The sequence below is a fragment of the Aeromonas sp. R9-2 genome (assembly GCF_040908025.1).
Taxonomy (GTDB): Bacteria; Pseudomonadota; Gammaproteobacteria; order Enterobacterales; family Aeromonadaceae; genus Aeromonas; species Aeromonas veronii.
Genome location: NZ_JBFOCX010000035.1, coordinates 100,806 through 126,375 on the forward strand (window position 1 = coordinate 100,806; position 25,570 = coordinate 126,375).

The 25,570-nt window shown below is 57.4% G+C and carries 27 protein-coding genes; 5 read left to right on the forward strand and 22 right to left on the reverse strand.

Translation table 11 applies throughout. From position 1 onward, the window contains the following. Positions 1-10 precede the first annotated feature (10 nt). From AB5Y71_RS20300 to murJ, 9 genes are all read right to left on the reverse strand, one after another. Entirely contained in the window at positions 11-1,111 is a 1,101-nt protein-coding gene (locus AB5Y71_RS20300; protein WP_368172314.1) for a PilW family protein, read from the reverse strand. Then, positions 1,108-1,521, reverse strand: a complete 414-nt coding sequence (gene pilV / locus AB5Y71_RS20305; RefSeq protein ID WP_368172315.1) for a type IV pilus modification protein PilV — start codon at positions 1,519-1,521, stop codon at positions 1,108-1,110. Before pilV ends, AB5Y71_RS20300 begins: the two co-directional genes overlap by 4 nt. Further along, positions 1,518-2,021: a GspH/FimT family pseudopilin gene (locus AB5Y71_RS20310; protein ID WP_202003055.1), complete on the reverse strand. Its 504-nt coding sequence runs from the start codon at positions 2,019-2,021 to the stop codon at positions 1,518-1,520. Before AB5Y71_RS20310 ends, pilV begins: the two co-directional genes overlap by 4 nt. Before the next feature lie 254 nt (positions 2,022-2,275). Beyond that, positions 2,276-3,211, reverse strand: a complete 936-nt coding sequence (gene ispH / locus AB5Y71_RS20315; protein WP_368172316.1) for a 4-hydroxy-3-methylbut-2-enyl diphosphate reductase — start codon at positions 3,209-3,211, stop codon at positions 2,276-2,278. Continuing rightward, complete coding sequence (gene fkpB, locus AB5Y71_RS20320; RefSeq protein WP_042059691.1) at positions 3,211-3,663, reverse strand: FKBP-type peptidyl-prolyl cis-trans isomerase; 453 nt, start codon at positions 3,661-3,663, stop codon at positions 3,211-3,213. The genes ispH and fkpB overlap by 1 nt, the downstream gene beginning before the upstream one ends. Then, complete coding sequence (lspA, locus tag AB5Y71_RS20325) at positions 3,660-4,157, reverse strand: signal peptidase II (protein ID WP_005340447.1); 498 nt, start codon at positions 4,155-4,157, stop codon at positions 3,660-3,662. The genes fkpB and lspA overlap by 4 nt, the downstream gene beginning before the upstream one ends. After that, the gene (ileS, locus tag AB5Y71_RS20330) at positions 4,157-7,018 is read right to left on the reverse strand and encodes an isoleucine--tRNA ligase (protein WP_368172317.1); all 2,862 of its coding nucleotides are present in this window, start codon (positions 7,016-7,018) and stop codon (positions 4,157-4,159) included. Before ileS ends, lspA begins: the two co-directional genes overlap by 1 nt. Further along, positions 7,018-7,992: a bifunctional riboflavin kinase/FAD synthetase gene (gene ribF / locus AB5Y71_RS20335; protein WP_201953855.1), complete on the reverse strand. Its 975-nt coding sequence runs from the start codon at positions 7,990-7,992 to the stop codon at positions 7,018-7,020. The genes ileS and ribF overlap by 1 nt, the downstream gene beginning before the upstream one ends. 153 nt (positions 7,993-8,145) lie before the next feature. Then, the gene (gene murJ, locus AB5Y71_RS20340) at positions 8,146-9,708 is read right to left on the reverse strand and encodes a murein biosynthesis integral membrane protein MurJ (RefSeq protein WP_144715008.1); all 1,563 of its coding nucleotides are present in this window, start codon (positions 9,706-9,708) and stop codon (positions 8,146-8,148) included. A 191-nt stretch (positions 9,709-9,899) separates the two neighbouring features. On the opposite strand from murJ, the gene rpsT reads away from it, so the two are divergent. After that, entirely contained in the window at positions 9,900-10,163 is a 264-nt protein-coding gene (gene rpsT, locus AB5Y71_RS20345; protein ID WP_005308808.1) for a 30S ribosomal protein S20, read from the forward strand. 49 nt (positions 10,164-10,212) lie between these two features. Here the strand turns inward: rpsT and AB5Y71_RS20350 are convergent, their stop codons facing one another. The 8 genes from AB5Y71_RS20350 to rppH form a co-directional block, all read right to left on the reverse strand. Further along, the gene (locus AB5Y71_RS20350; protein WP_013724128.1) at positions 10,213-10,515 is read right to left on the reverse strand and encodes a metalloregulator ArsR/SmtB family transcription factor; all 303 of its coding nucleotides are present in this window, start codon (positions 10,513-10,515) and stop codon (positions 10,213-10,215) included. Between the two features lie 51 nt (positions 10,516-10,566). Next, complete coding sequence (gene nhaR / locus AB5Y71_RS20355; protein ID WP_005340434.1) at positions 10,567-11,499, reverse strand: transcriptional activator NhaR; 933 nt, start codon at positions 11,497-11,499, stop codon at positions 10,567-10,569. Further along, complete coding sequence (locus AB5Y71_RS20360) at positions 11,486-11,893, reverse strand: hypothetical protein (RefSeq protein WP_019445581.1); 408 nt, start codon at positions 11,891-11,893, stop codon at positions 11,486-11,488. The genes nhaR and AB5Y71_RS20360 overlap by 14 nt, the downstream gene beginning before the upstream one ends. Next, the gene (gene nhaA, locus AB5Y71_RS20365) at positions 11,890-13,080 is read right to left on the reverse strand and encodes a Na+/H+ antiporter NhaA (protein ID WP_129504763.1); all 1,191 of its coding nucleotides are present in this window, start codon (positions 13,078-13,080) and stop codon (positions 11,890-11,892) included. Before nhaA ends, AB5Y71_RS20360 begins: the two co-directional genes overlap by 4 nt. A gap of 223 nt (positions 13,081-13,303) precedes the next feature. After that, a complete protein-coding gene (gene thyA, locus AB5Y71_RS20370) occupies positions 13,304-14,098 on the reverse strand; it encodes a thymidylate synthase (RefSeq protein ID WP_368172318.1) in 795 nt (264 codons plus the stop codon). Then, positions 14,098-14,922, reverse strand: a complete 825-nt coding sequence (lgt, locus tag AB5Y71_RS20375) for a prolipoprotein diacylglyceryl transferase (protein WP_368172319.1) — start codon at positions 14,920-14,922, stop codon at positions 14,098-14,100. The genes thyA and lgt overlap by 1 nt, the downstream gene beginning before the upstream one ends. A 67-nt stretch (positions 14,923-14,989) precedes the next feature. Then, complete coding sequence (gene ptsP / locus AB5Y71_RS20380) at positions 14,990-17,269, reverse strand: phosphoenolpyruvate--protein phosphotransferase (RefSeq protein ID WP_368172320.1); 2,280 nt, start codon at positions 17,267-17,269, stop codon at positions 14,990-14,992. Positions 17,270-17,283: 14 nt separating this feature from the next. Beyond that, positions 17,284-17,811, reverse strand: a complete 528-nt coding sequence (gene rppH / locus AB5Y71_RS20385) for an RNA pyrophosphohydrolase (protein ID WP_005340421.1) — start codon at positions 17,809-17,811, stop codon at positions 17,284-17,286. 733 nt (positions 17,812-18,544) lie between these two features. On the opposite strand from rppH, the gene mutH reads away from it, so the two are divergent. Together mutH and AB5Y71_RS20395 are read left to right on the forward strand one after the other, a co-directional pair. Continuing rightward, positions 18,545-19,219: a DNA mismatch repair endonuclease MutH gene (mutH, locus tag AB5Y71_RS20390; RefSeq protein ID WP_042084339.1), complete on the forward strand. Its 675-nt coding sequence runs from the start codon at positions 18,545-18,547 to the stop codon at positions 19,217-19,219. A gap of 80 nt (positions 19,220-19,299) precedes the next feature. Further along, positions 19,300-19,623: an isoamylase early set domain-containing protein gene (locus tag AB5Y71_RS20395; RefSeq protein WP_005348910.1), complete on the forward strand. Its 324-nt coding sequence runs from the start codon at positions 19,300-19,302 to the stop codon at positions 19,621-19,623. 108 nt (positions 19,624-19,731) lie between these two features. Here AB5Y71_RS20395 and rplS read toward each other — a convergent pair whose 3' ends face one another. The 5 genes from rplS to ffh form a co-directional block, all read right to left on the reverse strand. Then, the gene (gene rplS / locus AB5Y71_RS20400; protein WP_005313505.1) at positions 19,732-20,079 is read right to left on the reverse strand and encodes a 50S ribosomal protein L19; all 348 of its coding nucleotides are present in this window, start codon (positions 20,077-20,079) and stop codon (positions 19,732-19,734) included. Between the two features lie 32 nt (positions 20,080-20,111). Further along, entirely contained in the window at positions 20,112-20,861 is a 750-nt protein-coding gene (gene trmD, locus AB5Y71_RS20405; RefSeq protein ID WP_005340400.1) for a tRNA (guanosine(37)-N1)-methyltransferase TrmD, read from the reverse strand. A gap of 34 nt (positions 20,862-20,895) precedes the next feature. Further along, entirely contained in the window at positions 20,896-21,417 is a 522-nt protein-coding gene (rimM, locus tag AB5Y71_RS20410; protein ID WP_019445585.1) for a ribosome maturation factor RimM, read from the reverse strand. Positions 21,418-21,441: 24 nt separating this feature from the next. Continuing rightward, positions 21,442-21,690 (reverse strand): 30S ribosomal protein S16, encoded by a 249-nt coding sequence (gene rpsP / locus AB5Y71_RS20415; RefSeq protein WP_005340392.1) that lies wholly within the window; start codon positions 21,688-21,690, stop codon positions 21,442-21,444. Positions 21,691-21,867: 177 nt separating this feature from the next. Next, positions 21,868-23,244, reverse strand: coding sequence for a signal recognition particle protein (ffh, locus tag AB5Y71_RS20420; RefSeq protein ID WP_005357987.1), 1,377 nt, complete (start codon positions 23,242-23,244; stop codon positions 21,868-21,870). 202 nt (positions 23,245-23,446) lie between these two features. On the opposite strand from ffh, the gene ccsA reads away from it, so the two are divergent. Both ccsA and AB5Y71_RS20430 read left to right on the forward strand, forming a co-directional pair. Then, positions 23,447-24,235 carry an inner membrane protein YpjD gene (gene ccsA / locus AB5Y71_RS20425; RefSeq protein ID WP_005340390.1) on the forward strand — a complete coding sequence of 263 codons (789 nt, stop codon included), beginning with the start codon at positions 23,447-23,449 and terminating at the stop codon, positions 24,233-24,235. Positions 24,236-24,277: 42 nt separating this feature from the next. Further along, on the forward strand, positions 24,278-25,558 hold the full coding sequence (locus tag AB5Y71_RS20430) for an HlyC/CorC family transporter (protein ID WP_368172321.1): 1,281 nt from the start codon (positions 24,278-24,280) through the stop codon (positions 25,556-25,558). Positions 25,559-25,570: the final 12 nt, after the last annotated feature.

The following is a 25,570-nucleotide window of genomic DNA, read 5'->3' on the forward strand; positions in this document are numbered from 1 at the left end:
ACTGGGCTCCTCAAGGTAGCCGGTTGCGCAGCGCAACTGTGGTTTCGGCGACCCAGTACCAGTTGCGATCGGTCGCCCGGAAGGTGGCTCCGGCAAAGCTAAGGGCCTGCGGAGACGACGCCACATTGCCTTGGTTACTGCGCATAAGAAGCTGTACTCCAATCCCCAGTACATTGTTCCAATTTGGATTGCTGGCGGCGTTCACATAGCGATCTGCCGCCCGATCCCGGTTCTGATCCTCGCCGAATGTAAGTTGCATATTGGCCACCCCTTCGATAAGGGGCATACCTGCAGCCACCCCGTTCTTGCGATAAAGCGCGTAGGGGCTGCTGGCAGAGGGGCGGGCGATATAGTAGAGACGGGTTTCCACCCTGTTCACGACCGAGCCAAGACCGAATCGCTCCTCGGGTGGGCTGCTGGTCCCCCCCCAGGAACTGCTGGCATTGCCTGGCGTATATTTGTTGTCATTGGAGTGCACGATATTGACCTCACGTCCCCCTGCCACGCCCTGTACTTTGGTGACCTGAAATATTCTGGCCTTCTGACAGTCGGAGACCATGACGATATCTCCCTCGCACAGATCGCTATAACCCTGTGCGCCGGAACCACAATAGTCGGCCTTGCTGGATAGCTGCTGCACAAACAGCTGGGCGGCATTGTTATGATTATCACGACTGAGCGGAACCCCAACCCCAACCGGCCCCTGAACCAACAGGATATCGCTACCCGGCATGGGTCTAGGCTCGGAACCGCTGAACAGAGCAGACAGCTCGACTGGCAAAGTGGACGTCACATTGTCGTAACCACGCAAAAAGGTGGTGAAGTTGTAGGGCAGTGCCGTACTGTTATTGAGGGTATTAGTAATATTGACCCCCTGCTTGCTGAGACACCCCTGATAGCCCACCATACGCAGCTCTTTTTGCAGCAGATTGATGGCAAAGCCGCTGTCTTCCCGCACCCTGGCAATCGCCTCGCCAGTGAGATAGGTTTTGTGATTGCCAAGAAATACCTGAATGATGACCCCCAGCGTCACCAGGGAGAGCACCAGGGCGATCATCACCTCGACCAGGCCGATCCCGCGCTGGCGTAGGGACAAACCGGCCCTGCTCATAGATCCGTCCTAAGGGTCATGCTGCGCGATGCAGGATCGGTGGCCAACCGACTGCTATCCCACTGAATGGTGATGGCCGCCCTTCCGGCGCTGACCGCCACGGCACCATCGCCACCCGGCAGCTCGCTCAATACCCGCTTCCAGTGCAATAAGTCCTGTACCGCCATGGAGCTACCCGAGACCGTCTCGCCCAGATCGATGTTGTATTGTCCGTTCAGGGCCGCACTGCGATTGGCTCGCATCATGTCGTTGATCATGTAGGCGTACTGGGTCGCTTCGGTGCGCGTCAGGGCAGACTGATTGCTCTTGAGTGCCTGCAACTGCAGGGTCGCCATGCCCAGAATGCCGATGGAGAGCACCAGCACCGAGATCATGATTTCAAGCAGTGACAAGCCCTGTTGTCGTGTCATGGGCAACGTACCTCGGCGATGGAAGGGCGACCTGCCGCAGTGATGGTGATATCGCGGGCCGCCTCGTTGCGACATCCTTCCGGGCGCAGGGCAAACACCTGCGATGCCTGTGAGCGGCCATCGAGAAAACCGTCGCCGCTGAAGCGCAACAGAGAGGTATTGCTGCTCAGGGTAGCTGTCTCCATATCGGGGAAACCCCGCAGCAACTCGCCGTTATCGAGCCTGCCGTTGCCATTGCCATCGACCCAGATCTGCCAACCGGCCTCCCAGTGATGCCGGGTCAGGTTATCGGCAGAGGCGGAGAGGATCACTACCGTGTTGCGACGAATAGCTTCTGAGCGGGCAAGGTTGATGGTCGCAACAAAGTTGTTAGCCTGAGTATTTAGAGAAATAGTGCGCAGCAAAGCGTTGAAGGAAGGAACCCCCAACGTGAGCAACAATGAGACGAGCGCTATGGTCACCATAAGCTCGATAAGGCTAAAACCTGAACGCAAAAACATCCTGTTTCGCTCTGATTTGTTCTTGGAAGACAGACACACTCCATGTGTGCTAGCCAGAATAAGGGCTTGCTGGCAGTCTATGCTGGGCACTTGGGGTTTCAATCCTGTCTATTCAAAAGTTCGAGCTACATCATCAATTTTCGCGGCGATCAGGTCGTGAACGCGCACAAAGGATTCGTTGGAGTCAAAAACAAAAAGCCACCTCGAAAAGGTGGCTTTGGCAATACATGGTCATCCGGCGAGGATGAGACGCGTCAGATGATGCGCAGCTCGGGCGGTACCTCGAACACCACATTCTCTTCGCGACCCGGGTGCTCGGCCACCATCTTGCCACCCAGCTCCCGCAGGCGGGCAATCACGTTTTGCACCAGCACCTCGGGGGCGGATGCGCCGGCAGTGACGCCGATCGCCTTCACGCCTTCCAGCCAGCTCGCCTCAATCATCGACGCATCATCGATAAGATAGGCTCTGGCGCCCACCTTCTCGGCCAGCTCGCGCAGACGGTTGGAGTTGGAGGAGTTGCGAGACCCCACCACCAGCATGGCGTCCACCAGCCCCGCCATCTCCCGCACCGCATCTTGACGGTTCTGGGTGGCGTAGCAGATGTCATCCTTGCGCGGCCCCTGAATGTTGGGGAAGTGCTTGCGCAGCGCATCGATAACATCAGAGGTCTCGTCCACGCTCAGGGTGGTCTGGGTGACAAAACAGAGGTCATCCGGATTCTTCACCTTGAGCTTGGCCACATCTTCCGGTGTCTCCACCAGATACATGCCACCTTCGCGATTCTCGTATTGCCCCATGGTCCCGATCACCTCGGGGTGGCCAGCATGACCGATAAGCACGGCTTCGGAGCCCTTGCGACTGGCGCGATGGACTTCCATGTGAACCTTGGTCACCAGCGGACAGGTGGCATCAAATACCTTGAGGGCGCGGGACTTGGCCATCTCGCGCACTGTTTTGGCCACGCCGTGAGCAGAGAAGATGACGATGCTGTCATCCGGCACCTCGTCCAGCTCCTCGACGAAGACAGCGCCCGCCTCTTTCAACTTGTTCACCACATAGCGGTTATGCACCACTTCGTGGCGGACATAGATGGGGGCACCGAACTTCTCCAGCGCGCTCTCGACAATGCTGATGGCGCGATCGACACCGGCGCAAAAACCGCGAGGGTTAGCGAGCAGAATATCCATTAATGCACCTTCTCCTCATCATCAACACCCAGGATCTCCACCTCGAAGGTGACGGTATGACCGGCCAGTGGGTGGTTGAAATCGACCGTCACCGACATCCCGGCTACTGCCCGGATGATGCCCGGCAGCTCGCTGCCATTGGGCTGATCGAACAGGATGATAGTGCCGACTTTTGGCTCCACATCGGCGCCAAACTTGGCGCGATCCAGATGGTAGATATTGTCGGGATTGGAGAGACCAAAGGCCTCTTCCGGCGCCAGAGTAAAACTCTTGCTCTCCCCTTCGCACAGGCCCAGCAGACACTGCTCGAAGGTGGGGGTCAGGCTGCCATCGCCCATCCGCAGGCGGGCAGGTTTGCCGTGCAGCGCCGTGCTGTCGGCAACCGAGCCATCTTCCAGCTTGATGGAGAAGTGGAACAGCACGCTGCTGTTAGCGGTGATCTGCTGGCTCATGCCTGCTCCTTTTTCTCACCACGGAAACCGTCCAGCACGATCATGGCGGCCCCGATAAAGATAAAGCTGTCGGCCAGATTGAATGCCGGCCAGTGCGCACGCTGCCAGTAGAAGTCGAGGAAATCGACCACATGGCCCAACACCAGTCGATCAAAGACGTTGCCGAGGGCGCCGCCGATGATGAGTGAATAGGCGATACCGCTCCAACGCTGGGTCACCGACTGCTTGCGCAGCCAGTGGATCAGCAATCCACAGATGGCAAAAGCCAGCACCGCGAAGAACCAGCGCTGCCAGCCCCCCTGATCAGCCAGGAAGCTGAATGCGGCGCCCTTGTTGTAGACGTGAACCAGATTGAAGAAGGGGGTGATCTCCACCCCCGGGTAACCAAATGGCAGCAACTTGACCACGGCGAGCTTGCTCGCCTGGTCCAGTACAAAGGCCAGCACTGCCAGCCACAGCCAACGCAGGCCGCTTTTATGTTGAGTCATGTTCATCAGGCAAATTGACGAGTTTCGCCGTCACCCTCAACGTTGGTCACACAGCGACCACAGATCTCTTCGTGACCCGCGATGGTGCCCACATCTTCTACATGGTGCCAGCAGCGGTCGCACTTGGCGGCAGCAGACTGGGCCACGCTCAACCACAGGTCATCACGCTCGGTCGCCACAGAGCCTTCCGGCGCAGTGTCAGCCTCCACAACCTTGGCTTTGGAGGTGAGCAGCACGAAGCGCAGCTCATCAGCCAGGGCGTTCAGGCGTGCAGCCAGCTCCGGCTTGGCGAACAGGGTTAGTTCGGCCTGCAGGGAACCGCCGATACGCTTCTCGCCACGGGCCACTTCCAGCGCCTTGTTCACTTCACCACGCACGGTGAGGATCTCGGCCCAGAAGTCGTCGTTGAGGGTTTCGCCCGCTTCCAGCCCGAATAGGCCGTCGTACCACTCTTCGGTGAAGACAAACTCGCCGCGCTCACCCGGCAGCAGCGCCCAGATTTCATCAGCGGTGAAGCTCATGATCGGCGCCATCCAGCGCACCATGGCCTCGGCAATGTGATAGAGGGCGGTCTGGCAGGAGCGACGGGCCAGGCTGTCAGCCTTGGCGGTGTACTGGCGATCCTTGATGACGTCCAGATAGAAGGAGCCCATCTCGATGGAGCAGAACTGCATCAGCTTCTGGGTTACACCGTGGAAGTTGTACTCGTCGAATGCCGCCATGATCTCGGCCTGTACCGCTTTGGCACGACCCACAGCCCAGCGATCCACCACCACCATGTCGGCAGGTGCCACCATGTCGGTCGACGGATTGAAGCCGTTCAGGTTGGCCAGCAGGAAGCGGGCAGTGTTGCGAATACGACGATAAGCATCGGCAGAGCGCTTGAGGATCTCGTCGGAGACGGTCATCTCGCCGGTGTAGTCAGTGCTCGCGACCCACAGACGCAGGATGTCGGCACCCAGCTTGTTCATCACGTCCTGCGGGCTGACCACGTTGCCGATGGACTTGGACATCTTGCGACCCTGACCATCCACAGTGAAGCCGTGAGTCAGCACCTGGTTGTACGGAGCCTTGTCTTTCATGGCCACACCGATCATCAGGGAGGACATGAACCAGCCACGGTGCTGGTCAGAACCTTCCAGATACATGTCGGCCGGCTTGCCGTTGAACTCGGGACGGGCATCAACAACGGAAGCGTGGGTAGAACCGGAGTCAAACCAGACGTCGAGGGTGTCAGGCACCTTGTCGTACATGTCAGCATCGGCACCCAGCAGCTCCGCCTTGTCCAGATCCCACCATGCCTGAATGCCGGACTGCTCGACCCGCTTGGCGACTTCGTGCATCAGGCGCACGGATTCCGGGTGCAGTTCCTGGGTCTCTTTATGGACGAACAGGGAGATGGGCACACCCCAAGTACGCTGACGGGAGATACACCAGTCAGGACGGTTCTCGACCATCGCCTGAATGCGGTTTTTACCCCAGGCCGGTACCCAGCCGCTCTGGCCTTGCTGGGCAATACCGTCCTTCTCGATGCGCTCGATCTCTTCCAGTGCGCGCTTGCGCAGACCCTTCTGCTCCATGCTGATGAACCACTGTGGAGTAGCACGGAAGATGATCGGGGTCTTGTGACGCCAGCAGTGCGGATAGGAGTGGTTGAACACCTTGTGATGCAGCAGGGCGCCGCGCTCGGTCAGCACTTCGATCACGGAGGCATTGGCCTTGAACACATGCTGACCGGCAAACAGTTCGGTATCCGGCAGGTAAACACCGTTGCTGCCAACCGGGTTGGCCACTTCCAGACCGTACTTCTGACCGACCACGAAGTCTTCCTGACCGTGGCCAGGGGCGGTGTGAACGGCACCGGTACCGGCATCCAGGGTGACGTGGTCACCCAGTACCACAGGTACATCGAAGCTGTAGAAGGGGTGGTTGAAGCGCAGCAGCTCTAGCGCGGCACCCTTGACATAGCCCAGATTGTGGAACTTCTCGATACCGGCGCGATCCATCACATCCTTGACCAGCTCGGCGGCCAAGATCAGACGCTCGGGATGCTCACCTTCAACCTGCACCAGTGCGTAATCCAGATCGGCGTGCATGGCGATGGCGCGGTTGGCTGGCAGGGTCCACGGAGTAGTGGTCCAGATCACCGCAGAGACCGGGCCCTTGCCGGTGTGGCCTTCGGCGCAGTCAAACTTGGCGGCAACGGTCGCCTCGTCAACGGCCTTGAAGCGCACATCGATAGAGGGAGAGTTCTTGTCGTAGTACTCAACTTCGGCTTCAGCCAGCGCGGAGCCGCAATCGGTACACCAGTGCACCGGCTTGGAGCCTTTGTGCAGGTGGCCGTTTTCAACGATCTTGGCCATGGAGCGGATGATGTTGGCTTCAGTGCCAAAATCCATGGTCAGGTAGGGGTGTTCCCAGTCGCCCAGCACACCCAGACGGATGAAGTCGGTCTTCTGCGCTTCGATCTGGGTCTTGGCGTATTTGCGGCACTCGGCGCGGAATTCGGCAGCGGAAACCTTCTCGCCCGGCTTGCCGACCATGCCTTCTACTTTCAGTTCGATAGGCAGACCGTGGCAATCCCAACCCGGCACATAGGGTGAATCGAAGCCGGAGAGGCCCTTGGACTTGATGATGATGTCTTTGAGGATCTTGTTGACCGAGTGACCGATGTGAATGTTGCCGTTCGCATAGGGGGGGCCATCGTGCAGAATGAAAGAAGGCTTGCCCGCTTTGGCGCGGCGAATAGCGCCGTAGAGATCCTGATCGTACCAACGTTTCAGCATGTTGGGTTCGCGCTTGGCCAGATCGCCACGCATCGGAAACTCGGTTTCCGGAAGATTCAGGGTGTGTTTATAGTCGCTCATCAGTCCTGGGTTCCCTTCTTTTCTAAAAGAGTGCTGGGTAAATTGAATTGTGGCAGCCCGAACCAGGCTCGGGCCGCCAGGGCATCTCGTTCGATCTGCTCTTTCAAGGCAGTGAAAGAGGCAAACTTCTGCTCTTCGCGCAGCTTGTGGCGAAGCAGCACCTTGACCTGCTGACCATATAGATCACCAGAAAAATCAAATAGATGTACTTCCAATCTGGCTTGTGTACCGCTCAAGGTCGGCCGTACACCCACATTGGCTACACCGGGGAAGGTCTTGCCGGAACATATCACTTCCACCGCAAACACGCCACCGACCGGGATCACCTGACGCTTGAGGGCCAGATTGGCGGTGGGAAAACCTATGGTGCGCCCCAGCTTGTCGCCGTGGGCCACCCGGCCGCTGATGGTATAGGGGCGGCCAAGCATCAGCTCCACCTCCGCCATCCTGCCCGCTTTCAAGGCCTCGCGTACGAGTGTGCTGCTGACCCGCTGCCGTTCGAGCTGGAAGCTCTGGGTACTGATCACCTCGAAGCCGAAGCGATGACCCGCCTCCTCCAACAGGTGGAAGTCCCCTTCCCGCCCCTTGCCGAAGCGAAAATCATCGCCGACCACCAGATAGCGCACCCCGAGCTTCTCCACCAGCAACTGCTCGATGAAGGTCGAGGCACCCTGCTCGGCAAAGCGGTGGCTGAAGCGTACGCAGAGCATACGGTCGATATGCAGCCCCTGCAGCGCTTCGTACTTTTCCCGCAACCGGCTCAGCCGGGCGGGCGCAGCTGTGCCGGCAAACAGCTCCAGCGGCTGCGGCTCAAACAGCATGACGCAAGCGGGCAATCCCAGCTGGGCCGCTTTCTCCTTGAGACGTGCCAATACCGCATGGTGACCCTGATGAACCCCATCAAAGTTGCCAATGGTTAATACACATCCCCGGTGACGGGGCTTGAGATTGTGAATGCCGCGAATAAGCTCCATCAGTGCCTTGTGCGTTGCTGCCATGGAAATCGGCGGATTATATATCAGGCAGCAGGCAGGGTCAGCCCTCATAGCCTGATTTCAACTATCCGGGCCCAATCACGCCCCCTGCTGCGCCATGAGGCACTATCCCATGGCGCCGCAGGATCACGGCTACTGCTGCCCAGATTTAAGGTGACGCGGCCGAATGCCCAGCAGCAGCAGTACCACTGCATAGACCGCAGCCCCCAGCGACAGCAGCATGGTCAGCTGCAAACTGGCCTTACCCATGCTCCACGCCCCCCACTGGGCCAGATCCGGCGACAGATAGGCGAGCACGCCCCCCATCAGCACGCTGGCGACCAGCAGCTTGAGGCAGAACACGCCGGTATGGCGGGAGGGACGATAGACGCTCTGCTGGTACAACCCCTTGAACAGCAAGGCCGCATTCAGAGTGCCCGAGCAGGCGGTCGAGAGCGCCAGCCCCACGTAACCGAGCGGGTAGATGAAGATGAGGTTGCAAGCCATGTTGGCAATCATCGACATCACCCCGATCCGCACCGGCGTTTTGGTGTCCTGACGGGCGTAGTAACCGGGCGCCAGCACCTTGATCAGCATCAGGGAGAGCAGACCGGTAGTGGAAGCCAGCAGGCTCGCGCTCGACATGCTCACTTCATGCAGGCCGAACTCGCCGCGCATGAACAGCACTCGCAAAATGGGCTCGCGCATCACCGCAATGCCTATCATGGCGGGCAGGCCGAGCAGCATCACCATCCGCACCCCCCAATCCATGGTGCGGGAAAAGTCGGCAGGGTCTGCATCCACATGCTTTTTCGCCAGCGCAGGCAGGATCACGGTACTGATGGCCACCGCAAACAGCCCGAGGGGGAACTCCAGCAGGCGATCCGAGTAGTAGAGATAACTGATGGCACCGGTCGCCAGGAAAGAAGCCAGCATGGTATTGACCAGCAGGTTGATCTGGCTGACCGAGACCCCGAACAGGGCCGGGATCATCAGTGTGCGGATCTTCACCACCCCAGGGTGATTCCATCCCCATTTGGGCCATACCAGCATGTTGATTTGGCGCAAAAAGGGATACTGGAACAAAAACTGCACCAAACCGCCCAAAAAGACACCAATCGCCAGCGAGATCTCAGGTTTGTCCATCAGCGGTGCAATCCACCAAGCCGCAGCAATCATGGTGATGTTGAGAAACACCGGCGTAAACGACGAGACTGCAAAGCGGCCGAAGGTGTTGAGGATGGCCCCCGCCATGGCGGTAAAGGTGATGAACCAGAGGTAAGGGAAGGTGATCTTGAGCATCAGACTGGCGAGCTCGAACTTCTCGGCCGCAGGGCCGCCATGCAGCCAGTCCCAGAACCAGCCCCAGCCAAACAGCGCGGTAAGTACTCCCGACCCCAGCACACCAAGCAGGGTGACCACAGTCACTATCCCCCCCAGCGTGCCCGCCACCGCCGCCAGCAATTCACGCACTTCCCCCTCGTCGCCATTTTTCTTGTACTCCGTCATCACGGGAACAAAGGCCTGGTTGAAGGCACCTTCGGCGAACAGACGACGCAGAAAGTTGGGAATGCGATTGGCAAAAAAGAAGACGTCGGCGGCCACCCCGGCACCGAGCAGATTTGCGATGACTACATCGCGAACCAAGCCCATTACGCGGGATGCCAGCGTCATTCCGGACACTATCATGCCGGATTTGATCAATTTCTTACTCAAGACGAGGCCTCTGGAACTGTCAGAATGAAAAGAATGCTGCTAGAATCGGCCGACAGTTTAACCGTCTCCCTACTGACACACCACCGGGAGGCGGTGTTTATTTGCACAAATCATTTGACAATATGTGGTTGGAAGGGCATATTTCCGGGCCTTTTCAATACACTCGCTAAGACAGTTTTAGGAGTTTTACCTTGGCTAACATCAAATCTGCTAAGAAGCGCGCTCTTCAGTCAGAAAAACGCCGTCAGCACAACGCCAGCCGTCGTTCCATGACCCGTACCTACCTGAAGAAAGTCATTGCTGCTATCGCCTCTGGCGACAAAGCTGCTGCGACTGCCGCTTTCGCTGTTGCTCAGCCGATCATGGATCGTATGGCGACCAAAGGCCTGATCCACAAGAACAAAGCTGCTCGTCACAAGAGCCGCCTGTCTGCCCAGATCAAAGCTATGGCTTAATCAGCTTCTGCTGATCAAAGCTGAAAAAACCGGCCTTAGTGCCGGTTTTTTATTTATCTGCGCTGCAATAAAGTCGATGCAGCAAGCTGATCATTTCACGCACCTCATGGCTGCGCAGCGAATAGTAGACCGTCTGGGCCTCTTTGCGCGTCGTCACCAGCTCATCCCGCCGCAACAGCGCCAGATGCTGTGACAAGGCCGACTGACTCAATCCCAATCGCTCGTTGAGCTCCCCCACCGACAGTTCGCGCTCCAGCAACTGGCACAGAATAAACAGCCGCCGTTCGTTGGCCAGCGCCTTGAGCAAGGCCACCGCTTTACTCGCATTGGCTTCCATCTCTTCAAGTTGCATCATATCTCTCCTCTACCACTGATCGCCGATGATACGTGGTGACGGGTCGTTTTAAAACGACAGGGTGGCCGGCTGGATGGCGGAGAAGTTCTCCTGGCCGGAAAAGAGAAAGGTAAAATCGCTCTCGCAGACCCGCTTCACCGCCGGATGCTGGATCATTCGCTCGGCGAAGATGACGTAATACTCCTCCATCAGATCCTGAGTTTCCCCGATCAGCATCACCCCCTCCCCCTCAAGGATCTCCTCCCGATAGATGGTGGGAGCCATGAAGATGCCCTGATTGAAGAAGCCAAACGCCTTCATCAAGGCGGCATCATCAAACTCGCCAAGAATGCTGGGAGAAACCCCCTGCTGCTCGAACCACTGGGTCAGCTGACGCCCCATGGCAGTACGGCGACCGGGGATCAGTAGCTTGCGCTCTTCCAGACAGGCGGGAAAGGGCTTTTCGGGCAATGGCGCCTTGCAGAAGAAGCTGACGCCACAGCCGCCCAACCGCTTGGAGAGCAGCCCCGCATGCTGGCTGGAGTCCACTGGACAGTCGGAGAGGATCATATCGAGCTTGTGTTCGCTCAGCTGCTCCAGCAGCAGTTCGTGGGTCGATTCGAAACAGCGCAGATGGATGGAACCATCATTGGGGATGACAGAGAGCAGCACGCGGCTGGCAAGGCGCTTGGAGAGGGCATCGGCGATGCCGACGTCAAACAGGATCTGGCTCTCCTTGCGGTAGTTGACGATATCGAGCATCTCGTAGGAGAGGCTGAACATCTTGTCGGCATAACGAAACACCAGTTGACCCAGCTCGGTCGCCTCAAGGGAGCGCCCCTTGCGTTTGAGCAGCTTGCCACCGAGGCGCTGCTCCAGCAGCTTGATCTGGCCGGTGACGGTTTGCGGGGTCAAAAAAAGGGCTTCCGCAGCTTGGGTAACGGAGCCCTTCTTCTGAGTCATCCAGAAATAGTAGAGATGGTTGTAGTTAAGGTGTGACATCCGATGGGGTTCCCGCTTGACGCGGACTCCGGTAGCAGCTGAGTTCAACCGCCAGAATGTCATACATGTCGCTGACCGAGTCAACCTTGTTCGCGCCAAACTGCTCCATCAGACTGGCCTTGAGGCGTGCCTTGTCAGGCATCCGGTCAGCGCAATAACGCTTGTTGGAACGCTTTACCATCTCGCCAGCCCGGCTGCTCAGTGCCCGCTCGGAGAAGGTTTCGCCAAAGCGCGCCTTGGCCTGCTTGTCCCCCAGCAGCAGGGCGCTGTCTACCACCCCGTTGAGATAGGCAGAGCAGTTCGCCGAGGCGGCGTCCTGCTTGCAATCCTCCAGCCCGCCAGCCCAGGCCGCGGGGCTCAACAACAGCATCAACAACCCTGTATGCAGCTTCATAGTCCCTCCGTACTCTGTTCCCCTTCACCCTTGGGAAGGGCCATGCGCAAGGCCAGATAGCCGACTACCGCCGCCATGGTGGAGCCCACCAGGATCCCGAGGCGAGAGTAGCTGCCGTAATCCAGCCCACCGTGCTCGAAGGCGAGCGACGCGATAAACATCGACATGGTGAACCCGATGCCACAGAGGATGCTGACCGCAAAAATCTGCTTGAAGTTGACCCCGGGCGGCAACTGGGCGATGCCCAGCTTGACCGACAGCCAGCTGATGGTGAACACCCCAAGCGGCTTGCCGATAAACAGCCCCAGCATGATCCCCATAGGTACCGGACTCAGCAGGGAGGAGAGACCAATCCCTTCCAGCGATACCCCGGCGTTGGCAAAGGCAAACAGCGGCAGGATCAGATAGGCACTCCAGGGGTGCAACTTGTGCTCCAAATACTTGAGCGGCGAGGCGTAACGCTTGCCGTTAAGCGGGACCATAAAACCGACTACCACACCGGCCAGGGTCGCATGAACGCCAGACTTGAGCACCGCAACCCAGAGCACCAGGCCAACCAGCATGTAGAGGCCGATCCTGTCCTCACCACGGCGATTCATCCACAGCAGGGTGAGGGTTGCCAAAATACCGATGGCCAGCGCCTCCAGCGACAGCTGCTGGGTATAGAAAAGCGCGATGATGATGATAACACCCAAGTCATCCATGATGGCCAGCGCCAACAGGAATACCTTGAGGCTCACCGGCACCCGCTTGCCGAGCAGCGCCATCACCCCGAGGGCAAAGGCGATGTCGGTCGCAGCCGGGATCGCCCAGCCAGCGCGCGCCACTTCATCCGAATAGTTGAAAAAGGCGTAGATCAAGGCCGGAGCCAGCATGCCGCCCACCGCCGCGATGGCCGGAAAAGTCGCTTGCACCCGAGAGGAGAGCGCCCCTTCCAGCATTTCACGCTTCACTTCCAGACCAACCAGCAGGAAGAAGATCGCCATAAAGCCATCGTTGATCCAGAGCAGCAGCGGCTTGTTGATGTCGAGGGCCGCAATGCGCACTTGCACCGGCGTGTCGAGAAACGCCTGATACCCGCCAGCCAGCGCGGTATTGGCTAAAATCATTGCCAGCATGGCAGCCAGGATCAGAATAATTCCGGAGGCGGCCTCCAGCTTCAGGAACTTTTTGATTACGTCACTCATGGTTAAATTTTCCACCGTATTGCTTTGGTTTGAGTCTATCCCTTGCAACAACTAATGGAAAATCGTTTCTTGCTGCTCAATACAACGAAAAAACCGAAAGCAAAATATAACATACCTGCTATAAGCAGGTTTTTCCTCGTCTCTGGCTACCGTCTTATTAATCAATAAAATGAATTTTCAATTATTTAACTGCATAAAAAAGGCGCCCTGAGGCGCCTTGTTATCAGATGGCGACGGGCGCCTTGATGCCGGGATGGGGGTCATAACCCTCGATCTCGAAATCCTCGAACTTGTAGTCAAAGATGGAGTCAGGTTTGCGCTTGATCACCAGGGTCGGCAGCGGGCGCGGCTCGCGGGAGAGCTGCAGAGCTGTCTGCTCCATGTGGTTGGAGTAGAGATGCACATCACCGCCAGTCCAGACAAAGTCACCCACTTCCAGATTGCACTGCTGGGCCATCATGTGGGTCAGCAGGGCGTAGCTGGCGATGTTGAACGGCAGGCCGAGGAACACATCACAACTGCGCTGGTAGAGCTGGCAGGAGAGCTTGCCGTCCGCCACATAAAACTGGAAGAAGGCGTGGCAGGGAGCCAGCGCCATCTTGTCCAGTTCACCCACGTTCCAGGCGGATACGATGATGCGGCGCGAATCCGGGTTGTGCTTGATGTCATCCACCGCCTTCTGGATCTGGTCGATGACAGACCCGTCGGCCGCAGGCCAGGAGCGCCACTGAGCACCGTAAACCGGCCCCAGATCGCCATTCTCGTCGGCCCACTCATCCCAGATGCTGACGCCATTTTCCTTCAGATAGGCGGTATTGGTATCGCCATTGAGGAACCAGAGCAGCTCGTGAATGATGGAGCGCAGGTGGCACTTCTTGGTGGTGACCAGCGGGAAACCTTCCGCCAGATTGAAGCGCATCTGATGGCCGAACAGGGAGACAGTACCGGTGCCGGTACGGTCTGACTTGATGGTGCCCTCATCGAGGATTTTCTGCATCAGGTCGAGATAAGCTCGCATTATTTCGCCTCCTTCACGGCATTACCAAACAACTGCGGACGCTTGTAGGCAACCCAAATCATCAGGGCACCGGCGATAATCATCGGGGTGGAGAGGATCTGGCCCATGCTGATCTCCTGGAAGTAGAGACCGAGCTGGCTGTCCGGCTGGCGCACAAACTCCACCAGGAAGCGGAACAGGCCGTAGAACAGCAGGAACATGCCGGAGATGGCACCACGGGGCGGATTCTTGCGCCAGAACAGGTTGAGGATGATGAACAGCACCACCCCTTCCAGTGCGAACTGGTAGAGCTGGGAGGGATGACGCGGCTCGGGGCCCGCCTCCGGGAAGATGATGGCCCAGGGCACATCGGTGACCCGGCCCCACAGCTCGCCGTTGAGGAAGTTGCCGATCCGGCCAACGCCGAGACCAAACGGAATGAGCGGTGCCACAAAGTCGGCCACGGTGAGGAAGTGGCGCTTGGTCTTGTGGGCAAACCAGATCATCGCGGTGATCACCCCGATCAGCCCACCGTGGAACGACATACCACCGGTCCAGATCTTGAACAGATAGGTGGGATCAGCGAGGAAGAGATCGAAGTTGTAGAACAGCACGTAACCGACACGGCCACCGAGGATCACCCCGAGGAAACCGTAGAACAGCAGATCCGACACCTCGTTGCGGGTCCAGCCGCTGTTCGGTGCATCGGCACGACGGCCGGCAAGCCACATGGCAAAAGCGAAACCGAACAGGTACATGAGACCATACCAGCGTACCGATAGTGGTCCCAAACTGAATGCTACGGGATCAATCTGCGAGAAAACCCAATATCCATCGTGCTGCATATGCGGCCCCAGTCAAAATAAAAGCCGCATTTTCCGATCATTCGTCAGCAGGGACAAGGCATGATTATCAATCACTCTGTTTCGATTTATGACCGGCTCGCAGTAAACCGCCCAAACCATGCTCCTCCAAATAGCGGGCAAACAGGCCGCGCAGTACGTGGGGGTTGTCATGTTTTAGGCCATCGGCCAACAGTTCGGTCAGCTCGCTCAGGGTCGATTGGCGCAGCACGTACTTGATCCGGGCGATGTTGTGGGTATTCATACTGAAGCGGCGATAACCCATGGCCAGCAGCAGCAATACACCGACCGGATCACCGGCCAGCTCGCCACACACCGACACCGGCTTCTGGTAGCGGTGGGAAGCATCAACCAGCTGTTGCAGGGCGCGGATCACCGCAGGATGGAAGGCATCGTAGATGTTGGCAACCCGAGAGTTGTTGCGATCCACCGCCAGCAGGTACTGGGTAAGGTCATTGCTGCCCACAGACCAGAAGTCGATGAGCGGCGCCATCTCCGGCAAAATAAAGAGGGCTGAGGGCACCTCGATCATCACCCCGAGGCTGGGGTAGCGGATCACCGCATCGCGGCTCGCCGCCTCTTCCGACACTTCCCGCCATGCCTGATCCAGCAGACGACGGGAGGCTTTGATTTCGCTGACGCTGCTGATCATCGGCAGCATGATGGCCAGATTGTCGAGCCCTTCACTGGCCCGCAGCATCGCCTTGAGCTGCACCAGAAACAGTTCGGGGTGATCCAGGGTGATCCGGATCCCTCGCCAGCCAAGGAAGGGGTTTTCCTCGACGATGGGGAAATAGGGCAACGGCTTGTCGCCGCCCACATCCAGCGTCCGCATGCAGACCGGCCGGTTGCGGTAGGTCTCCAGAATGCCGCGATAACGGGCAGTCTGTTCCCACTCTGAGGGGAAGCTCTCCTGCAGCATAAAGGGGATCTCGGTGCGATAGAGGCCCACCCCGTCCGCCAGCTGGTTGAGGGAGATCTCGGTATCGGCGCTGAGACCGGCGTTGAGCAGCAGGGAGACCTTGGTGCCGTCGGCCGTCTCGGATGGCAGATTGTCGACACTGCGCACCAGGGTATCGAGGGCCCGCTCTTCGCTCAGCAGCTGACGATACTCGGTCAGGATCACCTGATTGGGTTCGATGAAGAGATCGCCGCTGTAACCATCGACGACCAGCATGCGACCACCGATGTCACCAAGGGGCAGATCCACCCCCATGATGGCGGCCACCCCCATGGCGCGGGCCAGAATGGCCGCGTGGGAGTTGGTCCCCCCCTTGAGCGAGACCACCCCGGTCAGATACTCGCGGGGCACTTCCGCCAGAATGGTAGCAGTCACCTCGTCGGCAACCAGCACCACCGGCTCGCCGATGGAGATATGTTCCGGTTCATTCTGCACCAGTCGGCTGATCAGCCGCTGGGCAATATCCTTCACGTCGGTGGAGCGCTCCTGCAGGTAGGGATCCTTCATCCCCTTGAACTGCTCGATCAAGCGATCACTGATGAGCTTGACCGCCGAGACCGCAGTCCAGTGCTCCTTGCTCACCTTGTTGCGAATAGGCTTGATGTAGCCGGGATCATTCAGCAGATGGAGGTAGATATCGAAGATCGCCACCGAATCCTGGCTGTAGCTCTCGCGAAAACGCAGCGCCAGACTCTCCAAGTCGTGACGCACTTCCTCAACCGCCAGCTCCAGCCGCGCCAGCTGGCTGGCATGGTCTTCATCCTTGCGCGGGGTAATGGACGCGAGCGCCTTGCGGGGCCGCCACACCCAGGCCTTGGCCATGGCAATGCCGCTGGCACCGGCAATACCGCGCAGCGGCTTGCTCCAGTCGGTCTTCTGCAACCACCCCTTGGCCTGCGCTTGGGCAATCCGCGCCGCCAGCTGGGCCGCTAAGGTGACCATGAAGGACTCTTCCCCCTCATCGAAGCGGCGGCTCTCCTTCTGCTGCACCACCAGAATGCCGACCACCTGACGCTGATGCATGATGGGAGCGCCGAGGAAGGAGCGGAACGCCTCTTCGGCCACATCGGGCAGGAATTTGAAACTGGGGTGCGCGGGTGCATCGGCCAGGTTGATCAGCTCTTCCCGCTGACCCACCAGACCAACGATGCCCTGCTCGTAGGGCAGGGTCACCTTGCCAACCGCGGACGGGGCCAAGCCGTCGGTAGCCGCCAGGCGATAGCGGCGCACCTCGGGTTCCGAGACATAGACGGAGCAGCAGTCCACTGCCATGGCGTGCCGGGTCTGGCTCACCAATGCTTGCAAGGCCTGCTCGAGGGTATTGGCCTCGGCCATGCTCTCGACGATACGTCTCAGTTCCGTTAACAACTAATCTGTGCTCCTTAACGGGCGCGGTTGCGCCGCCCATCCTTCTTGTTGACCTGCACTGCCGGCACCGGCATCGCCAGCGGGGCAAACTCTTTCATGACCCGGCGGTAAACCTCCCGCTTGAACGAAACGACCTGACGCACGGGGTACCAGAAGCTGACCCAACGCCAGTCGTCAAATTCGGGATGGCCATGACAGCCGAACTGGATCCGCGACTCCTTGCCCGAATTCAGCTGTAACAGGAACCATTTTTGTTTTTGGCCAATACAGACCGGTGAACTGTCCCAGCGGACAAGACGTTTGGGTAAACGGTACTTTAGCCAGTTACGACTGGTGGCCATGATGGTCACATCTTCGGGCTTGAGGCCAATCTCCTCATACAGCTCTCGATACATGGCCTGCTCTGGCGTTTCACCATCATCAACCCCCCCCTGCGGAAACTGCCAGGAGTGCTGCCCATAGCGTTTAGCCCACAACACTTGTCCTTCACGGTTACAGATCACGATACCGACATTGGGACGAAATCCGTCGCCATCAATCACGTGATCACCTTATAAAGGCTGAATCTATAAGGAGATTGTTCCACATTCACCCCGTGGCAGCAAACAAGGAGTGAATCCCCTGTTTCATGAATAACTTTCGATTTCAAACATACTTATAAACAAATCCAAGGATCCGCGCCCTCAAGTTGCCCACCCAGGCTGTGCATAAAGCTGTTAGCAAACGGGTATATACAGTACTTTTAAACTGTGCGCGAAAAGTGCCTCTCCGCATCACCACGCGACACAAAATATAAAAAATCATTATTTTTCATTATGTTGAGATAAAACAACTGGATCTAGATCCATGTTACCCCAAGAGCCTGATCCATGATCCGGATTGTGAACAAGTTCAACTGCTCAAAGATTCACCGCGGCGAAATTATCCACAGGAGTGGCACAATATCTACCCCGTTTACCCTGTAAAAATGGGGTGGCATTCACAATTTTTTGTAACATATCAGCGACTCCACCCACTTTCATCCACTTATCCAAGATTTCTGTGGATAACTGTGTGTAACATCATGCACAAACCCTTGGACAACTATTTAGAGGTCAAACCAGACCTGGCTTACTGCTCGATAAAACAGACAAAATCCTTTAAAATCATAATGATGAACTGATAACCCCCAAATTCTCTGCATTTGATCTTATCCACTCAGGATCGGTTATAAAAACAGCGATCCTTCTCGGGATCCTCCCCTGTTAGAATATGGCGAGCAAGATGGAGCCAACTATGCCAAGCAATCCCCAATCCGAGCAGGAGTTATTGAGCCGCGCCTATGCCATGGCCGGCTTCACCCTGGCGCAGCTGGCCGCCGAGGCTGGCGTTGCGGTGCCCAAAGACCTGCGCCGTGACAAGGGGTGGGTCGGTCAGTTGATCGAGCTGCAACTGGGGGCCAGCGCAGGGAGCAAGCCTGAGCAGGACTTCCCGGAGCTGGGGATCGAACTCAAGACGATCCCCGTGGATCCTCAAGGCAAACCGCTGGAGACCACCTTCGTCTGCGTCGCCCCGCTGATCGGCGTCAGCGGCCAGCGCTGGGAGGAGTCCAACGTGCGCAACAAGCTCTCCCGAGTGCTCTGGATCCCGGTGGAAGGCAGTCGGGAGATCCCGGTTGGCGAGCGGCGGGTCGGCATGCCGCTGATGTGGAGCCCGAATGAAGAGGAAGATCGGCTACTGCGTCAGGACTGGGAGGAGCTGATGGACATGATAGTGCTGGGAGAAGTGGAGCAGATCAGCGCACGCCACGGCCAGGTGATGCAACTGCGGCCCAAAGCGGCCAACAACAAGGCGCTGACTCGTGCCATCGGCCGCGATGGTCAACCCATCATGACCCTGCCCCGCGGCTTCTATCTCAAGATCGACTTTACCCACAGTTTGCTGCAACGCTATTTTGCCTTGCCGACTTGATCTGCCTTATCAACATCTTTGTCATATGGTGGTATAAAAATAGACAGGAGCCATTTTTAACTCACAGACAAGGAGGCGTCATGCCACTGATCAAACAGTTTTTGAAGTCCAAGCCCGAGGTCAAGGTGACCTTTGCCGTAGAGAAAGAGGCGGCTGCAGGAGCGGAACAGGTGATGCTGATCGGCGAGTTCACCCAGTGGCAACCGGTCGAGCTGAAACGCATGAAGAGCGGCGAGTTCAAAGCCACCCTCAATCTGCCGACCGACGGCCCGGGTTACTTCGAATATTGCTACCAGCTCATCACACCGGCAGGGGAAACCCTCTACGAGAATGACTGGGCAGCGGACGACTATGTGCCAGGCCCCTTCGGGCGAGACAACTCGGTAGTTCGGGTCATCCAGTAACGGCTCCCAGATAGCCAATAGACGGATACAAAAAAGGCTCGCCATTGGCGAGCCTTTTCACTACCTGTCGAGCTATTTGCCGACATACCGACACCAATTCGAATCGAATTAGTTGAGCTTCTCTTTGATACGAGCAGCTTTGCCGGACAGGTTGCGCAGGTAGTACAGTTTGGCGCGGCGAACATCACCACGACGCTTCAGTTCTACACTGTGGATCAGCGGAGAGTGAGTCTGGAATACACGCTCAACACCTTCGCCGTTGGAGATCTTGCGAACGGTGAAAGCAGAGTGCAGACCGCGGTTACGCTTGGCAATAACGATGCCTTCGAAAGCCTGCAGACGCTCTTTACCACCTTCTTTAACACGAACTTGAACACGTACAGTGTCGCCCTGGGCAAAAGCCGGGATGTCGGTACGCAGTTGCTCTTGTTCAAGCTGCTGAATAATCTTGCTCATTGTCTTTCCTTACCTAGGATAAACTGAAAACTCTACTTAACGCTGTCACGCACTTCGCGGACATACTCGGCAAGAAGTGATTCTTGCTCGTCAGTCAGAGCTAGGTTGTTAATAAGTTCCGGCCTTCTTTGCCAGGTTCGTCCGAGCGACTGCTTGAGACGCCAGCGTCGAATCACTTCGTGATTGCCGCTTGTCAGCGCCTCGGGCACCGCCAATCCATCCAACACCTCCGGCCGAGTGTAGTGGGGATGATCCAGCAAGCCATCCGTAAAGGAGTCCTGCTCGGCACTGGCCTGATCGCCCAAAACCCCGGGGACCAGACGCGAAACCGCATCGATCAGGGTCATGGCAGGCAACTCGCCACCACTTAACACGTAATCCCCGATAGACCACTCTTCGTCGACTTCGGTTTGTATCACGCGTTCATCGATACCTTCGTATCGACCGGCTACCAGAATCAGTTTCTGATTCGTCGCCAACTCGGTTACGCCCGCTTGAGTCAGCTTGCGTCCCTGAGGAGAGAGATAGATGACTTTCGCCCCGTCTCCTGCCGCTTGCTTGGCTGCATGAATCGCGTCACGCAGCGGCTGAACCATCATTAACATGCCGGGCCCACCACCATAAGGACGATCATCGACCGTACGGTGTTTATCGTGGGTAAACTCCCGGGGGTTCCAGCACTCAATCTGCAGCAGGCCACTCTTGACGGCCCGACCCGTTACCCCGTGCTCGGTAATGGCTCGGAACATTTCAGGGAAGAGGCTAATCACCCCAATCCACATAAGAAACCTCCGGCACCCGTGTTAGCGCGGGAAACTAGAAACCAGGATCCCAATCAACTTCGATTGTTCGAGCAGTCAGATCAATATTCTTGATCACCTGCTCTTCCAGGAACGGAATCAACCGCTCCTTTGCACCAAAGGCATCTTTTACATTGGCCTCAACCACCAACACATCGTTGGAGCCGGTTTCCATCAATTCGGTCACCTTGCCCAGGTCGTATCCCTTGGTGGTCACCACGGAGCAACCAATCAGGTCACGCCAGTAGAACTCACCTTCAGGCAACGCAGGCAACAGATCGGCGGGTACGCCAATCTCGACATTGGTCAATGCCAGGGCATCTTCGCGCACATCGATACCATCGAGTTTGCAGATCAGACCCTTGTTGTGACGTTTCCAGGATGAAACCCGAATTTCACGCCACACCCCGTTCTGATTAATCAGCCAGGGGTTGTAATCGAAAATCGCTTCGGCAACATCGGTGAAGGAGTTCACTTTAAGCCAGCCCTTGATGCCATAAACGGTACCCAGGGTGCCCAGAACTACAGGTTTTTCCACCTTAACTCCTTACCGTTGGGCTGATTAAGCAGCTTTTTTAGCGTCTTTGATCAGCTTGGCAACGCGGTCAGAAACAGCGGCACCAGTAGCAACCCAATGCTCGATACGAGCCAGGTCCAGGTTCAGCTTTTCAGCTTGACCAGCAGCAACCGGGTTGAAGAAACCAACGCGCTCGATGAAGCGACCGTCACGGGCGCAACGGCTGTCAGAAACTACTACCTGGTAGAACGGACGCTTTTTCGCGCCACCACGTTGTAAACGAATGGTTACCATATCGTCCTCATTAACATCTAATGAACAAGGCCCGCAAACACGCGGACCCTAGCTTAAAATAAGCCGCGTAATTCTACTTGGATTCGTAATAATTGCAACCAAGCCAGCCATTTTTTGCGCAGAGCGGCAATGAAAAGGGGCCTGCCGCTGCAGACCCCCATCAACACGCGGGCCGGATCAGAACGGGCCGCGACCGCCACCGAAACCGGGGGGCATCATGTTCTTCATCTGGCTCATCATCTTGCGCATGCCGCCTTTACCGGACATTTTCTTCATCATGCGCTGCATCTCGGTGAACTGCTTGAGCAGCTTGTTCACATCCTGCACCTGCATGCCGGAACCTGCGGCGATACGGCGTTTGCGTGAGCCCTTGATGAGATCTGGGTGAGCACGCTCCTTGGGCGTCATGGAGCTGATGATGGCCTCCATTCGCACGGTGAGCTTGTCATCCATCTGATCTTTCACGTTATCCGGCAGACCGGACATGCCGGGCAGCTTGTCAAGCATCCCCATCATACCGCCCATATTGCGCATCTGGGCCAGCTGCTCGCGGAAATCTTCCAGATCGAAGCCTTTGCCACTCTTGACCTTGCTGGCCAGCTTGGCTGCTTTCTCTTTATCGACGTTGCGCTCCACCTCTTCGATAAGAGAGAGCACATCGCCCATACCGAGGATGCGGGAGGCGAGGCGATCCGGGTGGAACGGTTCCAGCGCATCGGTCTTTTCACCCATACCGATGAACTTGACCGGCTTGCCGGTGATGTGACGCACCGACAGGGCGGCACCACCTCGGGCGTCGCCGTCCGCCTTGGTAAGGATGACACCGGTGAGCGGCAGCGCTTCATTGAACGCCTTGGCGGTGTTGGCGGCATCCTGACCGGTCATGGCATCCACCACGAACAGGGTCTCAACCGGCTTGATGGTGGCATGCAGATCCTGGATCTCGGCCATCATCTCGCTATCAACGTGCAGACGACCGGCAGTATCGACGATCACCACGTCATAGAATTTCTTGCGCGCCTGATCGATGGCGGCGGTGGCGATATCGACCGGCTTCTGGCTGGCATCGCTCGGGAAGAAGTCGACACCGATGTCATTGGCCAGGGTTTCCAGCTGTTTGATCGCCGCCGGACGATAGACGTCGGCACTGACTACCAGCACCTTCTTCTTGCTGCGCTCTTTGAGCAGCTTGGCCAGTTTGCCAACTGTGGTGGTCTTACCGGCCCCCTGCAGACCGGCCATCAGGATGATCGCAGGCGGCTGGGCAGCCAGGTTGAGCTGTTCGTTGGCCTCCCCCATTACGGTGACCAGTTCACCGTGCACAATCTTGATGAATGCCTGGCCCGGGCTCAGGGATTTGGCCACTTCCTGCCCGACTGCGCGCTCTTTGACACGCGCGACGAAATCACGCACGACCGGCAGGGCGACATCCGCCTCGAGCAGCGCCATGCGGACTTCGCGCAGGGTTTCCTTGATATTGTCTTCGGTCAGGCGACCACGGCCACTGACATTGCGCAAGGTGCGCGAGAGTCGTTCAGTCAAATTCTCAAACATGACGGATTCCGGTTCTTGGCGTAATAAATTGGGGGCATTATAACCCAGAGCGGGCGCGAGGACGATTATTCACCGCACCGCAGCAGCAGGGAGCTTCTCCCTATATATGGGCAGATCGGCCGTTGCACAACTGGCGAGCACTTCTCGTGCAAGGTATACTGCCCCTCTTACCCTCAAAAGCTTGTGCAACAACGACCTGGTTATGATCGTAATCTCTGTTCTGGCCCTGGCGTTTTATCTGCTGGCCATCATCGCCTCCCTGCATCTGTTACTGAGCGCCAAGCCGGTGGGACAGCGCTCCCTGTTTGCCTGTATCGGATTGGCCCTGATCGCCCACGCCAGCGCCCTCGGTTCAGAGGTATTGCAGAGTTACGGCCAGAACCTGAGCATGCTCAACGTTGCCTCGCTGGTCAGCCTCATCATCAGTTGCTTCATGACCTGCGTGACCCGCCGCTTCAACGGCTGGATCCTGCTGCCGGTGGTCTACAGCTTCTCGGCCCTGTTGCTGGCTGCCAGCGCCTTGATCCCGGGTCGCTACATAACCCATCTGGAGGCCCATCCCCAGCTGTTGCTGCACATCGGCCTCGCCCTGATGGCCTACTCGGTATTGATGATCGCCTGTCTGTTTGCGCTGCAGCTCGCCTGTCTGGACAAGCAGCTTAAATCTCGAAAAATCAGCAACTTGCCAGCCATGCCGCCACTGATGACAGTGGAGAAACGGCTGTTTCAGTTGATCTCTGCAGGGGTGCTGCTACTGACACTCTCCATCGCTTCCGGCCTCTTCTTCCTCGAAGATATGTTCGCCCAGGGCAAGTCTCACAAGGCAGTGCTCTCCATCCTGGCATGGTGTGTCTACGTGTTGCTGCTGTGGGGTCATCACACCTATGGCTGGCGCGGCCGCAAAGTCATCACGCTCAGTCTGATCGGCAGCTTCATCCTGACTCTTGCCTACTTTGGCAGTCGCTTCGTCAAAGAAGTGCTGTTGAGCTGACACCTATACTCTTTTAGCCATACCATCCAACAGGAGCCCTTTTTGGACAGCATCTCAACGAGTACATTACTGATTGTTCTCGTTATCTTGATCCTTCTTTCCGCCTTTTTCTCCAGTGCCGAAACCGGCCTGATGTCCATCAACCGCTACAAACTTCGGCATCTGGCACAGACCAAACACAAAGCCGCACGTCGCGTCGAGCAACTGCTCGCCCGCCCCGATCGCCTGCTGGGGCTGATCCTGATCGGCAACAATCTGGTCAATATCCTCGCCTCCGCCATCGCCACCATCGTCTGTATCCGGCTGTTTGGTGATCTCGGGGTCGCCATCGCCACCTTCGGGCTGACCCTGGTGGTACTGGTATTCGGTGAAGTGACCCCCAAGACCCTGGCCGCCATGTTTCCGGAGAAGATCGCCTATCCCGCCTCCTGGATCCTCAAAGGGCTGATGGTGCCGCTCTCACCGCTGGTCTGGCTGATCAACGGCATCACCAGCGGCCTGCTCAAGATGCTGAAGATCAATCCCAACAAGGATGACTCCCTCAACACCGAGGAGCTGCGCACCATCGTCAATGAGGCGGGTAACCTGATCCCCCAGCGTCATCAGGAGATGCTGTTAAGCATTCTGGATCTCGACAAGATGCTGGTCGAGGACATCATGGTGCCACGCAGCGATATCTACGCCATCGACATCAACGATGACTGGAAGAGCATCCAGCGCCAGCTGTCCCACTGCGCTCACACCAAGATCCTGCTCTATCGCGACAATATCGACGACGTTGTCGGCTTTTTGCACGCGCGCGATGCCCTGCGACTGGTAGCCAGGGATCAGTTCAACAAATCGAGTCTGTTGCGGGAAGTGGACGAGATCTACTTCATTCCGGAAGGAACGCCGCTCAACGTGCAACTGGCCAAATTCCAGCGCAACAAGGAGCGAATTGGCCTGATCGTCGACGAATACGGCGATATTCAGGGGCTAATCACTCTGGACGACATTCTGGAAGAGATCGTGGGCGACTTCACCACCTCCATGACGCCAGCGCCGAGCGACGAGATCCATCCACAGTCAGATGGTTCTTATCTGGTCGAAGGCTCAGCCAATATTCGTGAGCTGAACAAGGAGATGAACTGGCACCTGCCCATCGACGGCCCGCGTACCCTCAACGGTCTGATCCTCGAATATCTGGAAGAGATCCCCCAGCCCAACATCGGGATCCGGCTGGCCGGTTATCCTATCGAGATCCTCGATGTGGAGAACAATATGGTGAAGATGGCGCGGATCATGCCGGCATCGTACCGGGCGGAGTCGGATTCACAAGATTGAAAAAGGGCTGCC

Coding starts and splice junctions, on each gene's coding strand:
- ileS (WP_368172317.1), bottom strand. CDS start 7,018: ATGAGCGACTATAAACACACCCTGAATCTTCCGGAAACCGAGTTTCCG.
- AB5Y71_RS20360 (WP_019445581.1), bottom strand. CDS start 11,893: ATGAAGCTGCATACAGGGTTGTTGATGCTGTTGTTGAGCCCCGCGGCC.
- ccsA (WP_005340390.1), top strand. CDS start 23,447: ATGATCGTAATCTCTGTTCTGGCCCTGGCGTTTTATCTGCTGGCCATC.
- nhaA (WP_129504763.1), bottom strand. CDS start 13,080: ATGAGTGACGTAATCAAAAAGTTCCTGAAGCTGGAGGCCGCCTCCGGA.
- AB5Y71_RS20350 (WP_013724128.1), bottom strand. CDS start 10,515: ATGCAACTTGAAGAGATGGAAGCCAATGCGAGTAAAGCGGTGGCCTTG.
- mutH (WP_042084339.1), top strand. CDS start 18,545: ATGCCAAGCAATCCCCAATCCGAGCAGGAGTTATTGAGCCGCGCCTAT.
- fkpB (WP_042059691.1), bottom strand. CDS start 3,663: ATGAGCCAGCAGATCACCGCTAACAGCAGCGTGCTGTTCCACTTCTCC.
- pilV (WP_368172315.1), bottom strand. CDS start 1,521: ATGACACGACAACAGGGCTTGTCACTGCTTGAAATCATGATCTCGGTG.
- AB5Y71_RS20310 (WP_202003055.1), bottom strand. CDS start 2,021: ATGTTTTTGCGTTCAGGTTTTAGCCTTATCGAGCTTATGGTGACCATA.
- AB5Y71_RS20300 (WP_368172314.1), bottom strand. CDS start 1,111: ATGAGCAGGGCCGGTTTGTCCCTACGCCAGCGCGGGATCGGCCTGGTC.
- thyA (WP_368172318.1), bottom strand. CDS start 14,098: ATGCGAGCTTATCTCGACCTGATGCAGAAAATCCTCGATGAGGGCACC.
- ribF (WP_201953855.1), bottom strand. CDS start 7,992: ATGGAGCTTATTCGCGGCATTCACAATCTCAAGCCCCGTCACCGGGGA.
- rpsP (WP_005340392.1), bottom strand. CDS start 21,690: ATGGTAACCATTCGTTTACAACGTGGTGGCGCGAAAAAGCGTCCGTTC.
- ffh (WP_005357987.1), bottom strand. CDS start 23,244: ATGTTTGAGAATTTGACTGAACGACTCTCGCGCACCTTGCGCAATGTC.
- ispH (WP_368172316.1), bottom strand. CDS start 3,211: ATGGATATTCTGCTCGCTAACCCTCGCGGTTTTTGCGCCGGTGTCGAT.
- AB5Y71_RS20395 (WP_005348910.1), top strand. CDS start 19,300: ATGCCACTGATCAAACAGTTTTTGAAGTCCAAGCCCGAGGTCAAGGTG.
- nhaR (WP_005340434.1), bottom strand. CDS start 11,499: ATGTCACACCTTAACTACAACCATCTCTACTATTTCTGGATGACTCAG.
- lgt (WP_368172319.1), bottom strand. CDS start 14,922: ATGCAGCACGATGGATATTGGGTTTTCTCGCAGATTGATCCCGTAGCA.
- rplS (WP_005313505.1), bottom strand. CDS start 20,079: ATGAGCAAGATTATTCAGCAGCTTGAACAAGAGCAACTGCGTACCGAC.
- lspA (WP_005340447.1), bottom strand. CDS start 4,157: ATGAACATGACTCAACATAAAAGCGGCCTGCGTTGGCTGTGGCTGGCA.
- trmD (WP_005340400.1), bottom strand. CDS start 20,861: ATGTGGATTGGGGTGATTAGCCTCTTCCCTGAAATGTTCCGAGCCATT.